This window comes from Stenotrophomonas sp. YJH_SMC_16, from assembly GCF_059367875.1.
In genome coordinates this window covers 99,860-113,754 of sequence record NZ_JCAFRH010000004.1, presented here as the reverse complement: position 1 = coordinate 113,754, position 13,895 = coordinate 99,860, and the positions used below count along the sequence as shown (strand labels likewise).

General features: G+C 67.4%; 10 protein-coding genes and 1 riboswitch. Of the genes, 5 read left to right on the top strand and 5 right to left on the bottom strand.

Translation table 11 applies throughout. The annotated features are described in order from the left end of the window. Positions 1-56 precede the first annotated feature (56 nt). On the top strand, positions 57-689 hold the full coding sequence (locus AC5P6E_RS10415; RefSeq protein ID WP_100053235.1) for an energy transducer TonB: 633 nt from the start codon (positions 57-59) through the stop codon (positions 687-689). On the opposite strand, the gene AC5P6E_RS10410 is transcribed toward AC5P6E_RS10415, so the two are convergent. From AC5P6E_RS10410 to ahcY, 3 genes are all read right to left on the bottom strand, one after another. Further along, entirely contained in the window at positions 686-1,189 is a 504-nt protein-coding gene (locus AC5P6E_RS10410; protein WP_049448953.1) for a hypothetical protein, read from the bottom strand. The genes AC5P6E_RS10415 and AC5P6E_RS10410 overlap by 4 nt on opposite strands. Further along, the gene (ybaK, locus tag AC5P6E_RS10405; RefSeq protein WP_019338083.1) at positions 1,189-1,662 is read right to left on the bottom strand and encodes a Cys-tRNA(Pro) deacylase; all 474 of its coding nucleotides are present in this window, start codon (positions 1,660-1,662) and stop codon (positions 1,189-1,191) included. The genes AC5P6E_RS10410 and ybaK overlap by 1 nt, the downstream gene beginning before the upstream one ends. Before the next feature lie 209 nt (positions 1,663-1,871). Continuing rightward, entirely contained in the window at positions 1,872-3,317 is a 1,446-nt protein-coding gene (ahcY, locus tag AC5P6E_RS10400) for an adenosylhomocysteinase (protein ID WP_049451423.1), read from the bottom strand. A gap of 36 nt (positions 3,318-3,353) precedes the next feature. After that, positions 3,354-3,437, bottom strand: a riboswitch (S-adenosyl-L-homocysteine riboswitch). A gap of 120 nt (positions 3,438-3,557) precedes the next feature. On the opposite strand from ahcY, the gene AC5P6E_RS10395 reads away from it, so the two are divergent. Next, the gene (locus tag AC5P6E_RS10395) at positions 3,558-6,074 is read left to right on the top strand and encodes a S9 family peptidase (RefSeq protein ID WP_495230930.1); all 2,517 of its coding nucleotides are present in this window, start codon (positions 3,558-3,560) and stop codon (positions 6,072-6,074) included. A 237-nt stretch (positions 6,075-6,311) separates the two neighbouring features. Then, positions 6,312-9,023: a phosphoenolpyruvate carboxylase gene (gene ppc, locus AC5P6E_RS10390; RefSeq protein ID WP_495230929.1), complete on the top strand. Its 2,712-nt coding sequence runs from the start codon at positions 6,312-6,314 to the stop codon at positions 9,021-9,023. A 67-nt stretch (positions 9,024-9,090) separates the two neighbouring features. On the opposite strand, the gene AC5P6E_RS10385 is transcribed toward ppc, so the two are convergent. Both AC5P6E_RS10385 and metK read right to left on the bottom strand, forming a co-directional pair. Further along, on the bottom strand, positions 9,091-9,597 hold the full coding sequence (locus tag AC5P6E_RS10385) for an acyl-CoA thioesterase (protein ID WP_010481883.1): 507 nt from the start codon (positions 9,595-9,597) through the stop codon (positions 9,091-9,093). 140 nt (positions 9,598-9,737) lie between these two features. Then, entirely contained in the window at positions 9,738-10,949 is a 1,212-nt protein-coding gene (gene metK / locus AC5P6E_RS10380) for a methionine adenosyltransferase (RefSeq protein WP_010481882.1), read from the bottom strand. Positions 10,950-11,275: 326 nt separating this feature from the next. On the opposite strand from metK, the gene olsF reads away from it, so the two are divergent. Together olsF and AC5P6E_RS10370 are read left to right on the top strand one after the other, a co-directional pair. After that, entirely contained in the window at positions 11,276-12,991 is a 1,716-nt protein-coding gene (gene olsF, locus AC5P6E_RS10375) for a bifunctional ornithine lipid synthase OlsF (protein ID WP_495230928.1), read from the top strand. After that, positions 12,988-13,788, top strand: a complete 801-nt coding sequence (locus tag AC5P6E_RS10370; RefSeq protein WP_019338088.1) for a UDP-2,3-diacylglucosamine diphosphatase — start codon at positions 12,988-12,990, stop codon at positions 13,786-13,788. Before olsF ends, AC5P6E_RS10370 begins: the two co-directional genes overlap by 4 nt. Positions 13,789-13,895: the final 107 nt, after the last annotated feature.

The window sequence follows — 13,895 nt, the reverse complement described above, 5'->3', positions numbered from 1 at the left end:
AGGGTGACGGCAGTGGAGCGCTACCATGGCGGTGAATCAACGCAGGGAGCACAGGGATGGATGTTCGACGTTGGATGCCGTTTGCATGGGTCGCCGCAGGCCTGTTGGCCGCAAGTGAAAGCTCGGCAGCAAAGTACGATGCAGGCGCTGCCTGTGGGGCCCTGTCCGACGTGACGCAGATCCGCGACGCGGGCGTGGGGTCACTGCAGGCTCAGGCAACCTCGGGGCGTTGCACGTTCCATGTGGAAGCGGATGACGCAGCAGCGCTTTCGCGTCAGCAGTCATTGCTCCAGAGCGTGTCGGCGATTGCCTGTGGTGGGCCAGCCACCACCCGGCCTTCGCAAGGGGCTGCGGGCTTCGACCTGCAGATGCCTGCCCGTTGCCCGCTCTCTTCCAGCATGCCGTTGATTGCCCGGGAAGGAGGCTGGCACCAGCGGCGGCTCTCGTCGGTCCCGGCGTATCCCGCGGCCGCCATGCGCGAAGCCCAGCAGGGCGGTGTCGAGCTGATGCTGCTGCTGGATGCACAAGGCAAGACCCAGGCGATCATCCTGTCCCGGTCCAGTGGGTACCCACTGCTCGATGCGGCGGCGCTCAAGCACGCGCGCGACTGGCGTTATGAGCGTGAAGCGGCGGGCAAGGCGCCAGACATGAGCCTGATACGCGGAACGGTCACGTTCAAGCTCAACTAGGGCATCTGCAGGGCGGGCTCGGCCTTCCACTCCCACCAGCGGTAGTGGTACTCGCGCTCGGTCGCGCTCCATTGCCGCGCGCAGCAGGTGCACGTCAGCCGGTAGCATTCGCCCCAGCCATCCTCCGCTTCGCCCCGTGCACGCAGCTGCACGTGACCTTGTTCCAGCAGCGGCTCGGGGCTGAAGAACACATAGGAAGGGTAGAGCGCACACAGGCAGCCTTCGCGCGCCTGCCAGTAGCGCAGTCGTTGCAGGGCCGCCTTGAGGTGAGCCTGGTTGCTGATCAGCATGCCGCCAAGGGCGACGCCCTGGCAGCTGCGTTCAATCGTATCCACATGCGCGCTCAACGCCTCCAGGGATGCGGGAGTGAACAATCGGGCGACGGTGCGTGCGGCATCGGTGATGCGCGTTGCGTCGCGCGACAACAGGTCCTGCAGCAGCACGTCGGCCTGTGCATCGTCGAGCCGGGGAATCGGTGCTGCAGACCACGGCCAGCGCATCAGCGTGACTTGCCGATGGCAGCGTAGTGGCCGGCGGTGAGGCGCAGCAGGTCAGCCGGCGCCAGTTCCACTTCCAGGCCGCGGCGACCGGCGCTGACATGCAGCGCGGGCAATGCCTGCGCGCTGGCGTCCAGGAAGGTGCGCAGGCGCTTCTTCTGCCCGAGCGGGCTGATGCCACCGACCAGGTAACCCGTCGCGCGCTGTGCGGCGTCGGCGGCGGCCATCTCGCACTTCTTGCAGCCGGCCGCTTCGGCCAATGCCTTCAAGTCCAGCTGGCCGGCCACCGGCACGATCGCCACCAGCAGTTCGTGTGCCTCGGTGCTGGCCAGCAGGGTCTTGAACACCTGGGCCGGGTCGAGGCCGAGCTTGTCGACGGCTTCGCCGCCATACGATTCGGCATGGGCGTCGTGCACGTAGCTGCGCACGGTGTGGGCGATCTTCTCGCGCTTGAGCAGGTTGATGGCCGGGGTCATGGGGACATCGTAGCGTGGGGCGGGGGTGTTGCCTTGACCGAGGCTATTGCCTGGCGCTGGCGGATGCGGTGCCGGACAAGCCCGGCATCCACCAGAAGCCAGGATCGGTGGACCAACGCAGAACGGGCGCCCGAAGGCGCCCGTTCCGTGTGCATCCGTTGCTGGAGTCAGAGCCCTTTCCTGCGGAAAGGGATCCGACCCCGGCACGATCAGTAGCGGTAGTGGTCCGGCTTGAACGGGCCTTCCACCGGCACGCCGATGTAGTCGGCCTGTTCCTGGCTCAGGGTGGTCAGCTTCACGCCGATCTTTTCCAGGTGCAGGCGGGCCACTTCTTCGTCCAGCTTCTTCGGCAGCAGGTAGACCTTCTTCTCGTAGCTGTCCTTGTTCGCCCACAGGTCGATCTGTGCCAGGGTCTGGTTGGCGAAGCTGTTGGACATCACGAAGCTCGGGTGGCCGGTGGCGCAGCCCAGGTTCACCAGGCGGCCTTCGGCCAGCAGGAAGATCGCGTTGCCGTTCGGGAAGATGTACTTGTCCACCTGCGGCTTGATGTTGACGTGCTTGATGCCGGCGAACGACACCAGCGCATCGACCTGGATCTCGTTGTCGAAGTGGCCGATGTTGCAGACGATGGCCTGGTCCTTCATCGCGCTCAGGTGCTCGATGCGGATGATGTCCTTGTTGCCGGTGGTGGTGACGTACAGGTCGGCACGGCCCAGGGTCGATTCGATGGTGTTGACCTCATAGCCTTCCATCGCCGCCTGCAGGGCGCAGATCGGGTCGATCTCGGTGACGATCACGCGCGCGCCATAGGCACGCAGCGAGGCGGCGCAGCCCTTGCCCACGTCACCGTAGCCGCAGACCACGGCCACCTTGCCGGCCAGCATCACGTCCATCGCGCGCTTCAGGCCATCGGCCAGCGACTCGCGGCAGCCGTACAGGTTGTCGAACTTGCTCTTGGTGACCGAGTCGTTGACGTTGATCGCCGGAATCAGCAGGGTGCCGGCCTGGGCCAGCTGGTACAGGCGGTGCACGCCGGTAGTGGTCTCCTCGGAGACGCCCTTCCAGTCCTTGACCACGCGGCCCCAGTAACCCGGGCGCTCCTTGGCGACGCGCTTGAGCAGGTTCTTGATGACCTGTTCTTCGTGCGAGGAGGACGCGGTGTTGACCCAGTCGCTGCCGTTTTCCAGCTCGTAGCCCTTGTGGATCAGCAGGGTCACGTCACCGCCGTCGTCCACCACCAGCTCCGGGCCGGTCAGGGTGCCGTCGGCCAGGGTGAAGGTCAGCGCGTCCAGAGTGCAGTCCCAGTACTCTTCCAGGGTCTCGCCCTTCCACGCGAACACCGGGGTGCCGGTGGCGGCGATGGCCGCGGCAGCGTGGTCCTGGGTCGAGAAGATGTTGCACGAGGCCCAACGCACGTCGGCGCCGATGTCCTTCAGGGTCTCGATCAGCACCGCGGTCTGGATGGTCATGTGCAGCGAGCCGGTCACGCGCACGCCCTTCAGCGGCAGGCTGGCGGCATGCTTGCGACGGATCGACATCAGGCCCGGCATTTCGTGCTCGGCGATGTCCAGTTCCTTGCGGCCCCAGTCGGCCAGCGTGATATCGCGGATCTTGTAATCACCTTCGGTGGAGAAGGTCTTGGCAACAGCGTTCATTCGTGTGCTCCGGTTGTGGACGAGCGGGTGCTCGCATCTAGCCGGGCGCCGTTGTTACAAAGCCACCTTACCGAGCCTGGCCGGGCCTCGTGGGATCCGGTCGCAGCGCCCCTCGGCAGGGGAGAACCCCCATTATATCGCGGCCCCGCCATGACATCGGAACGACCCAACCATCGGCAGATGGGATCGCGTGCACAGACTGTTAAGGTCGGTGTTTTCACGCATCACACAGGTGGAACGATGAGCATGCACGCGCGCCGCACACGGCGCTGGACCGGCCTGGTCCTGTCGATGGGACTGCTGGCGGTGGCCCCGCTGGCCTGGGCGGCAGCGCCGCAGCCTGCGGCCGCACAGGCCCAGGGCGTCAACGGCTATGAACTGCCGTCGGCCGCGCTGCAGGCGGTGGTGGACGCGCCCCGTGCGCCCTCGTTGTACCTGTCGCCACGCCGCGACGTGGCCGCGATGATGCAGATGCCGTCGCTGCCGTCGATCCAGGTGGTGGCGCAGCCGGAACTGAAGCTGGCCGGCCTGCGTATCAACCCGCGCACGTTCTCCGACAGCCGCTTCAGCTTCGGCGAGAAGCTGTGGCTGATGAACGTTGCCGACGGCAAGGAACGGCAGATCAGCGGCCTGCCGGCCAAGCTGTCGATCGCCAGTGTGATGTGGTCGCCGGACCAGAAGTGGCTGGCCTTCAACCAGGTCGATGCCGCCAGTGGCGCCAATGAACTGTGGCTGGTGGACGTGGCCGGTGGCAGTGCCCGCCGTCTGGTTGCCGGCCTGAACACGGTGATCGGCAGCGGCTACCAGTGGCTGCCGGACAGTCGCGGCCTGGTGGTGTTCACCCGCCCTGCCAGCCTCGGTGCGGCCCCGGCCGCCGACGGCATTCCGACCGGCCCGGCCGTGCAGCAGACCAGCCAGGGCGGCGGCGTGGTGTCGATCCGTACCTACCAGGACCTGCTGAAGAACGAGGCCGACGCCCGCCAGTTCGATTACTACGCCACCACCCAGCCGATGGAAGTCAGCCTGGATGGCAGCACCCGCGCGATCGGCGCGGCCGGCATCTTCATGGGCTTTGCAGTGTCGCCGGATGGCCGCTTCGTGCTGCGCCAGCCGGTGCAGCGGCCGTACTCCTACGTGGTGCCGGTGAGCAGTTTCCCGCGCCGCATCGAAGTGATCGACCGTGCCAGCGGCAAGCTGGTGCACACCGTGGCCGTGCGTCCGCTGGTGGAAGGCCTGCCGACCGGCAACGACGCCGAAGTGACCGGCGTGCGCGACATCAGCTGGCGCGGTGATGCCGATGCCACCCTGGTCTGGGCCGAGGCACAGGACGGTGGTGATCCGAACCGGGAGGCCAAGGTGCGCGATGCGGTGCTGATGCAGGCCGCGCCGTTCGACAAGCCGCCGGTGACCCTGGCCCAGCTCGGCAGCCGTCTGGTGGGTATCAACTGGGGCCGTGGCGACCTGGCCCTGCTGACCGAGTCGTGGTGGAAGACGCGCAAGACCAGGACCTGGCTGATTGCCCCGGACAATGCCGGTGCCGAGCCGCGCCTGCTGTGGGATCGTGACGCGCAGGACCGCTATTCCGATCCGGGCCGTCCGCTGTTGTCCAGCGACGACCGCGGCCGCTCGCTGCTGCAGACCACCGCCGATGGCGGCAGCCTGTATCTGGCCGGTGCCGGTGCTTCGCCGGAGGGCGACCGCCCGTTCGTGGACCGCTTCGACATTGCCAGTGGCAAGGCTACCCGCCTGTTCCACTCGCAGGCGCCCAGCTACGCCGCGCCGGTGGCGCTGCTGGACGACCAGGGCAGCTCGCTGCTGCTGAGCCGTGAAAGCCCGGATGAGCCGGCCAACTTCTACGTGCAGTCGCTGGCCGATGCCGGTGCCGCACCGCGCGCGCTGACCCATTTCGCCCATCCGCTGCCGCAGCTGAAGGGCGTGCAGAAGGAGCAGATCCGCTACAAGCGCAAGGATGGCGTCGACCTGACCGCGACCCTGCTGCTGCCGCCGGGCTACGACCCGAAGCGCGACGGCCCGCGGCCGCTGCTGATGTGGGCCTACCCGGGCGAGTTCAAGAGCGCGGCCGCGGCCAGCCAGGTGACCGATTCGCCGTACCGCTTCAATGCGGTCAGCTACTGGGGCCCGCAGGCGTTCCTGGCCAAGGGCTATGTGGTGCTGGCCAGTCCGTCGATGCCGATCATCGGTGAGGGCGACAAGGAGCCGAACGACACCTACATCGAGCAGCTGGTGGCCAACGCGCAGGCCGCGGTGGATGAGGTGGTGCGTCGTGGCGTGACCGATCGCGAGCACATCGCCATCGGTGGCCATTCCTACGGTGCGTTCATGACCGCCAACCTGCTGGCGCACACCCGCCTGTTCAAGGCCGGCATCGCGCGCAGCGGTGCCTACAACCGCACGCTCACCCCGTTCGGTTTCCAGGCCGAGGAACGCAACTACTGGCAGGCGCAGGACGTCTACCAGAAGATGGCGCCGTTCAATTATGCCGACAAGATCAAGGACCCGATCCTGTTCATCCACGGCGTGGACGACAACAACTCTGGCACCTTCCCGATCCAGAGCGAGCGCATGTTCGCCGCGGTGAAGGGCCTGGGTGGCACCGCGCGGCTGGTGATGCTGCCGAACGAATCGCACGCCTACCGCGCACGCGAATCGATCATGACCATGCTGGCCGAGAGCGAGCGCTGGCTGGAACAGACCATCGGCCCGGCCGAGCAGGGCAAGGCGAAGAAGAAGCGCTGATACCTGCATGAGGGCGGCCCCTGCAACAGGGGCCGCCTGTGCGGCTGCGCCGCCGCCCGAGCATGGGCTCGGGCGCTACACGGTGTCACGCGCCACGACGCTTGTAGAGCCGAGCCCATGCTCGGCTGCGTCCGTCATGGATGCGTGCAGATGAAACCATTTTTGCATCGCAGCACGACGCCCGTTCTGGTTTAGGCTTGGGGCCTGGATCCGTTGACCGAGGCCTGTGCGTCGCCGATGAACGAGTACCGCAGCAGCATCGAGTTTGCTTCTCCCGATCTTCCGCTTCGCGATGACGTGCGCCGGCTCGGCGCGCTGGTCGGTGACCTGCTGGTTGAACAGGTGTCCGCCGCGTTTCTCGACGACGTCGAAGACGTGCGCACCCGCGCCATCGCCCGCCGCGAGAATCAAGCTCCATTGTCGGAGCTGGCCGATGGCCTGGCCGGGCGCACGCCGCAGCAGGCCGAAACTATGGTGCGTGCGTTCAGCACGTACTTCCAGGTGGTCAACATCGCCGAGCGCGTGCATCGCATCCGCCGTCGCCGTGACTATCAGCGCGCCGGTACCGCAGGTGCACAGCCTGATGGCCTGCAGGACGCGCTGCAGCACCTGAAGGCGCAGGGCGTGGGCCTGGACGAACTCGCGCAGTGGCTCCCGCGCATCGACATCGAACCGGTGTTCACCGCGCACCCGACCGAGGCGGTGCGCCGCGCGCTGCTGGAAAAAGAGCAGCTGATGGTGGCCAGCCTGGTCGACAACCTCGACGGCCAGCGCACACCAGGTGAGGCCGCGGCCGACGCCGCGCGCTTCCGCATGGCGCTGACGGCCTCGTGGCAGACCACCGACTCCTCGCCGGTGCGGCCCACCGTGGATGACGAGCGCGAACATGTCGGCTTCTATCTGGTGCAGGTGTTGTACCGGGTGATTCCGGTGCTGTACGAATCGCTGCAGCAGGCGCTGCGCGATACCTACGGTGAAGAACTGCCGTTGCCGCGCCTGCTGCGTTTCGGCACGTGGGTAGGCGGCGACATGGATGGCAACCCGAACGTGGATGCGACCACCATCCGCAACACGCTGGATGCGCAGCGGCAGGCGGTGCTCGGGCGCTACCAGAAGGAACTGCTGCAGCTGGCCAGCCTGCTCAGCCAGTCTACCGAGCGGGTGGGTGTGAGTGATTCGCTGCAGGCACGCGTGGCGCAGTACCAGCAGCTGCTGCCGCAGGTGCAGTCGCGCCCGCGTCATGCCGACATGCCGTACCGCCTGCTCAATGACCGCATGCGCGCACGCCTGCAGGCGACGCTGGATGATGGCAGGGGCGCCTACGCCGGCCCCGCCGAACTGATCGACGACCTGCAGCTGATCCTCGACAGCCTGCGCGCCAATCGCGGCGAACATGCAGGCGGCTTCGCCGTGCAGCGCCTGCTGTGGCGGGTGAAGACCTTCGGCTTCCATCTGGCGCGGTTGGATGTGCGCCAGGAATCGAGCGTGCATGCGCGCGCACTGGCTGCGGTGCTGGGCGGCGAAGAAAGCTGGCAGGCGCTGGATGCGCTGGGCCGTGCGCGCCTGCTGGGCCGGCATGCCAGCGGGGAAGACACGCTGCCCAATGGCGATGACGAGGGCAACCAGCGGCTGGATGCGGTGTTCGCTGCACTGGCCGATGCGCGCGCGCGGCATGGCAGCGATGCACTGGGCAGCTACATCATCTCGATGGCACACGACCGCAGCGATGTGCTGGCGGTGCTGGCGCTGGCACGCCGTGGCGGTTTGGTAGAGGAGGGCGGTGCGGTGCCGCTCGACATCGCGCCACTGTTCGAGACCGTGGATGACCTCAAGCGCGGCACCGCGACCCTGCGTGACCTGCTGGCCGACCCGGTCTACCGCGCCCATCTGCGTGCGCGCGACGACGTGCAGATGGTGATGCTGGGCTATTCGGACAGCAGCAAGGACGGTGGCATCGCCGCTTCGCGCTGGGGCCTGCAGCGTGCGCAGGTGGAACTGCTGGAGGTGGCGGCCGAGGCCGGCATCCGCCTGACCTTCTTCCATGGCCGTGGCGGTTCGATCAGCCGTGGCGGTGGCAAGACCACGCACGCGGTCGATGCGTCGCCGCGCGGCAGCATCGATGGCCGCCTGCGGGTGACCGAGCAGGGCGAGGTGATCCATCGCAAATACGGCATCCGCGCGCTGGCCCTGCGCTCGCTGGAACAGGCCACCGGTGCAGTGCTGTGCGCCAGCCTGCGCCCGCGTGCCGCCGAGCCGCGCGAGGATGAGTGGCGGCCGGTGATGGACGCGGTGGCCTCGGCCAGCAGCGAGGTGTATCGCGCGTTCGTTGGCCAGGCCGGCTTCATGGACTACTTCCGTACCGCCACACCCATCGACGTGATCGAGCGGATGACGCTGGGATCGCGTCCTTCGCGTCGGCTCGGCCAGGACGCGGCACTGGGCAACCTGCGCGCGATTCCCTGGGTGTTCGCCTGGAGCCAGGCACGCGCGGTCATCCCCGGCTGGTACGGCGTGGGCAGTGGCCTGCAGGCGGCGGTCGATGCCGGCCACGAACAGACCCTGCGCGATATGGCGCGTGACTGGCCGTTCTTCCGCACCTTCCTGGACGACATCGCGATGGTGCTGTCCAAGGGCGATATCACCATCGCCGAGCAGTTCTCGCTGTTGTCGGGCGACCTGCATGGGCGTTTCTTCCCGCAGGTGCAGCGTGAACTGGAACTCACCCGGCACTGGCTGCTGGCGTTGATGGACCAGCAGACGCTGCTGGACCACGATGCGCGGCTGGCGCTGTCGATCCGCCTGCGCAATCCCTACGTCGATCCGATCAGCGTGCTGCAGGTGGATCTGCTGCAGCGTTGGCGGGCCAGCGGACGCGAGGATGACGAACTGCTGCGCGCGCTCGTGGCGTGCGTGAACGGTGTTTCGCAGGGCGTGCAGAACACCGGGTGATGCGTATCCGCCGGGCATGGCCCGGCGCTACCTGCCTCGGTGGGTGCGGGGCGTGCCCCGCACGCCCTCACTCCTCCGGCGACGGCGGATTCGACGCCAGCAGTTCCAGGTGCCGCTGTTCCATTTCCTGGCGCAGCTGGCGGCGGATCTGTGCGGCGGCCTGGCGGCGCTTCTCGTCGGACGTCGCCGGCTGCAGGGGCGGGACGGGCGTCGGCCGGCCTTCCTCGTCCACCGCCACCATCGTGAAGAAGCAGCTGTTGGCGTGGCGCACGCTGCGCTTGAGGATGTCCTCGGCCACCACCTTGATGCCGATTTCCATCGACGAGGTACCGGTATGGTTCACCGAGGCCAGGAAGGTGACCAGCTCGCCCACCGCGATCGGCTGGCGGAACATCACCTGGTCGACCGACAGGGTGACCACGTAGCTGCCCGCGTAGCGGCTGGCACAGGCATAGGCGACCTGGTCGAGCAGCCGCAGGATCGCGCCACCGTGGACCTTGCCGGAGAAATTGGCCATCTCCGGCGACATCAGCACGGTCATGGACAGCTGGTGGGTTTTCAGTTCGGTCGACATGGGGCGATTGTATCGGCGTGGCGTAGCTCTTGTAGAGCCGAGCCCATGCTCGGCTGCTCTTGTCGCAGGAAAAAGAAAGCCGAGCATGGGCTCGGCTCTACAGAAAGCAGAAGGGCCGCGTGAGCGGCCCTTCGTGTTTCTTACTTCAGCTTCGCATCGGCGCGCAGGGCGGCGGCGCGATCGGTCTTCTCCCAGGAGAAGGCCGTGGCGTTGACGGTCTCGCCTTCGCCGTTGAGGTAGCTGAACTCCTTCGGCTTGCGGCCGAAGTGACCATAGGCCGCGGTCTGCTGGTACATCGGGTGCACCAGGTCCAGCATCTTGATGATGCCGTACGGGCGCAGGTCGAAGTGCTTGCGGATCAGCTTCTCGATCTTGTCGTCGCTGATCTTGCCGGTGCCGAAGGTGGTGACCGAGATCGAGGTCGGCTCAGCCACGCCGATGGCGTAGGAGACCTGCACTTCGCAACGGTCGGCCAGGCCGGCGGCAACCACGTTCTTGGCGACGTAGCGGGCCGCATAGGCTGCCGAACGGTCGACCTTGGACGGGTCCTTGCCGGAGAAGGCGCCACCACCGTGACGGGCCCAGCCGCCGTAGGTGTCGACGATGATCTTGCGGCCGGTCAGGCCGCAGTCGCCCACCGGGCCACCGATCTCGAACTTGCCGGTCGGGTTGATGTGGAACTTGGTGCCCTTGTGCAGCCACTTGGCCGGCAGCACCGGCTTGATGATTTCTTCGCGGACGGCCTCGATGAGGTCCTTCTGCTTGATGCCCGGGGCATGCTGGGTCGACAGGACCACGGCGTCGATGGCCGAGACCACGCCGTTTTCATAGCGCAGGGTGACCTGGCTCTTGGCGTCCGGGCGCAGCCACGACAGCGGCGAGTTCTTCTTCTTGCGGATCTTGGCCTGCTGCTCGACCAGGCGGTGCGACAGGTGGATCGCGGCCGGCATGTAGCTGTCGGTCTCGTTGGTGGCATAGCCGAACATCAGGCCCTGGTCGCCAGCGCCCATTTCTTCCGGCTTCTTGCGATCCACGCCCTGGGCGATGTGCGGCGACTGCTTGCCGATCAGGTTCAGCACGCCGCAGGTGGCGCCGTCGAAGCCGACGTCGGAGCTGTCGTAGCCGATGTCCGTGATGACCTTGCGGGTCAGTGCTTCCAGGTCGATCCAGGCGCTGGTGGTGATTTCACCGGCCACGATGGCAACACCGGTCTTGACCATGGTCTCGCAGGCCACGCGGGCGCGCTGGTCCTGGGTCAGGATCGCGTCCAGCACCGCATCGGAGATCTGGTCGGCAACCTTGTCCGGATGGCCTTCGGAGACCGACTCGGAGGTGAAGAGATAGCTGGACATCAGGCGTAATATCCCTTGATTCGGATGGAAAGATGGGCGCGAATGATACACGGGGTGCGCCGCCTGTGCATTGTGAACCGGTACCGGTTGCCGGTGGTTAAGCCCGCGTAGGCCTGGCAAGGGCCGTCGTGACGGGATTGGGTCCGGCCTCGAGGCCCAGTGTTCCACCAGCGTGACGACGGACGGGGCTGTCCAACCCCGGACCGCGCAGGCCGCGACCCTGCCAGGCCGGCCGTCATCGTTCTGCCCCGAAACCGCCATCTGGCTGCCGCCTGCCGGGCGCAGGCTGTCGGCCAATCCGGCCGCCGGGCATGAGTGGATCCGCCATGCAGGAACTCGAACAGCGTCTCCAGCAACGCTTCCCCGATTGGTTCCACGGCCGCCGGGGCCAACTGGCGCGGCCGTTGTTGCGCAGCGTCGGCCGCTGGTCGCGGTTGGACCAGATCGAAGCGTTCCTGCAGCGCAGTGCGGGATTGCGCGGATTCGGCTTCGTCGCCGCCGCCCTGGAGTTCATCGATGGCCAGTACCAGGTGGATCCGGCCGCGCTGGCGAAGATTCCCGCCAACGGCCGCCTGCTGATCGTCGCCAACCACCCCTCGGGGGCGCTGGACGCCCTCGCACTGCTGGACGCGGTCGGCCGCATCCGTCGTGACGTGCGGATCGTGGCCAACGATCTGTTGGGGGCCATCGCGCCACTGCAGGACCTGCTGTTGCCGGTGCGCATCCTTGGCGGCAAGGCCCAGCGCGGCAGTCTGCACGCGGTGGAGGAGGCGCTGGCCGCCGAGCAGTGCGTGATCGTGTTCCCGGCGGGTGAGGTCTCGCGCCTGTCGCTGCGCGGCATCCGCGATGGCCGCTGGCAGCGCGGGTTCGTCCGCTTTGCCCGTGCCGCCGGTGCGCCGGTGCTGCCGGTGCGCGTGGAAGCACGCAATTCGGCACTGTTCTACGGCGCCTCGACCCTGTTCAAGCCGGCTGGCACCGCGCTGCTGGCGCGCGAGATGTTCACCCGCCGTGGCCGCCCGCTGCGCCTGAGCATCGGCGAGCCAATGCAGCTGGGCAAAGGCGGCGACCCGGGCGCACAGCTGCTGGCGGTACGCCGCGCGCTCTATGCGCTGGGCCGCAATGGCGCAGCCGGTAATGCCGCTGCCTGCGCAGGTCCGGAGCCGCTGGCTGCCCCGGTGCCGCCCTCGCAGGTCGCCGCAGGGATTGCCGCAGCGACCCAGCTGGGCCAGACCGCCGATGGCAAGCAGATCCTGCTGGCCACCTGTACCGCTGATTCACCGCTGCTGCTGGAGCTGGGCCGCCTGCGCGAACTGACGTTCCGCCAGGTGGGCGAGGGCACCGGGCGCAGCCGCGACCTGGACGACTACGACCTGCGGTACGAGCACATCGTGATCTGGGACGCGGCCGCGCAGCGCATCGCCGGCGCGTACCGGATCATGCGCGGCGCCCATGCGCTGGCCCGGCACGGCCTGTCCGGGCTCTACAGCGCGTCGCTGTTCCGCTATTCCGACGATGCCATCACCCACATCGCCGAGGGCCTGGAACTGGGCCGCAGCTTCGTGGTGCCCGACTACTGGGGCAGCCGCAGCCTGGACTACCTGTGGCAGGGCATCGGTGCCTACCTGCAGTGCCGGCCGGGTATCCGCTACCTGTTCGGCGCGGTGTCGATCAGCGCGGCGCTGCCACGCGATGCGCGCGAGCAGCTGGTGGCCTACTACCAGCGCTACTACAGCGGTACCGCCGGGCTGGCCGAATCGAACCGGCCGTTCCAGTACTTCGCTGCACCGCCGAGTTTCGGCGAGCTGGATGCCGGTGCCGCGTTCGATGTGCTCAAGGCCAACCTGGCCGCACTCGGCACGGGGGTGCCGACGCTGTACCGCCAGTACACCGATCTGTGCGAACCCGGTGGTGCCCGCTTCCTCGCCTTCGGTGTCGACCCGGACTTCAGTGATTCGATCGACGGCCTGATCGAAGTAGACCTGTGTGCGATCCGGCCGAACAAGCGCAAACGCTACCTGCGCGACGCGGGGACGCCGGCATGAGCGCGCTGGCGAACCTGTCGCCGCACCGGCGCGCAGTGTTCGTCTCCGATGTACATCTGGGTTCACGTCACTGCCATGCCACCGAGCTGGCACGGTTCCTCTCGCAGCTGCGCTGCGAACGGTTGTATCTGGTCGGCGACATCATCGACCTGTGGTGGATGGCGCACCGCCGGGCCAACTGGCGGCAGTCACACAGCGAAGTCATCCAGGCCCTGCACGCGTTGCGCCGTGCCGGGACCGAGATCGTCTACATCCCCGGCAACCACGATGCTTCGCTGCGCCAGGTCTGCGGGTTGATGCTGCCGGCGATGCAGGTGCGCCGCCGCGCCATCCACGTGACCGCCGATGGCCGCCGGCTGCTGGTCGCGCATGGGGACGAGTACGACGGCGTGACCCACTTCGGCGGACTGCAGGAGAAATTCGGCGATTGGCTGTACTACCGCATCCTGACCGGCAACCAGGCGTTGAACGCGGTGCGGCGGCTGTTGGGAATGCGCTACTGGTCGTTGTCTGAATTCCTGAAGAAGCGCAGCGGCGCCGCCGAACGCTACATCGAACGCTTCGTGCAGGCCGGGCTGGACGATGTCCGCCGCCGCGGACTGGATGGCATCATCTGTGGCCACATCCACCGCGCTGCGTTGATTGAACGCGATGGCCTGGTCTACGCGAACGACGGCGACTGGGTGGAAAGCCTGACCGCGCTGGCCGAAGACCACGATGGCGCGCTGCGCCTGCTGGACCACAACGGCCAGACGCTGGTGGAGCTGCCGGGCGCGCGCCTGTCGCAGGCGGCGTAACCCGCGTCTGTCCCCTTGTAGAGCCGAGCCCATGCTCGGCTGCTCTTCATTGCGTGTAACGGCAGCCGAGCATGGGCTCGGCTCTACATGCACCGCCCGCAAGCCGC

Coding starts and splice junctions, on each gene's coding strand:
- AC5P6E_RS10415 (WP_100053235.1), top strand. CDS start 57: ATGGATGTTCGACGTTGGATGCCGTTTGCATGGGTCGCCGCAGGCCTG.
- AC5P6E_RS10410 (WP_049448953.1), bottom strand. CDS start 1,189: ATGCGCTGGCCGTGGTCTGCAGCACCGATTCCCCGGCTCGACGATGCA.
- ybaK (WP_019338083.1), bottom strand. CDS start 1,662: ATGACCCCGGCCATCAACCTGCTCAAGCGCGAGAAGATCGCCCACACC.
- ahcY (WP_049451423.1), bottom strand. CDS start 3,317: ATGAACGCTGTTGCCAAGACCTTCTCCACCGAAGGTGATTACAAGATC.
- AC5P6E_RS10395 (WP_495230930.1), top strand. CDS start 3,558: ATGAGCATGCACGCGCGCCGCACACGGCGCTGGACCGGCCTGGTCCTG.
- ppc (WP_495230929.1), top strand. CDS start 6,312: ATGAACGAGTACCGCAGCAGCATCGAGTTTGCTTCTCCCGATCTTCCG.
- AC5P6E_RS10385 (WP_010481883.1), bottom strand. CDS start 9,597: ATGTCGACCGAACTGAAAACCCACCAGCTGTCCATGACCGTGCTGATG.
- metK (WP_010481882.1), bottom strand. CDS start 10,949: ATGTCCAGCTATCTCTTCACCTCCGAGTCGGTCTCCGAAGGCCATCCG.
- olsF (WP_495230928.1), top strand. CDS start 11,276: ATGCAGGAACTCGAACAGCGTCTCCAGCAACGCTTCCCCGATTGGTTC.
- AC5P6E_RS10370 (WP_019338088.1), top strand. CDS start 12,988: ATGAGCGCGCTGGCGAACCTGTCGCCGCACCGGCGCGCAGTGTTCGTC.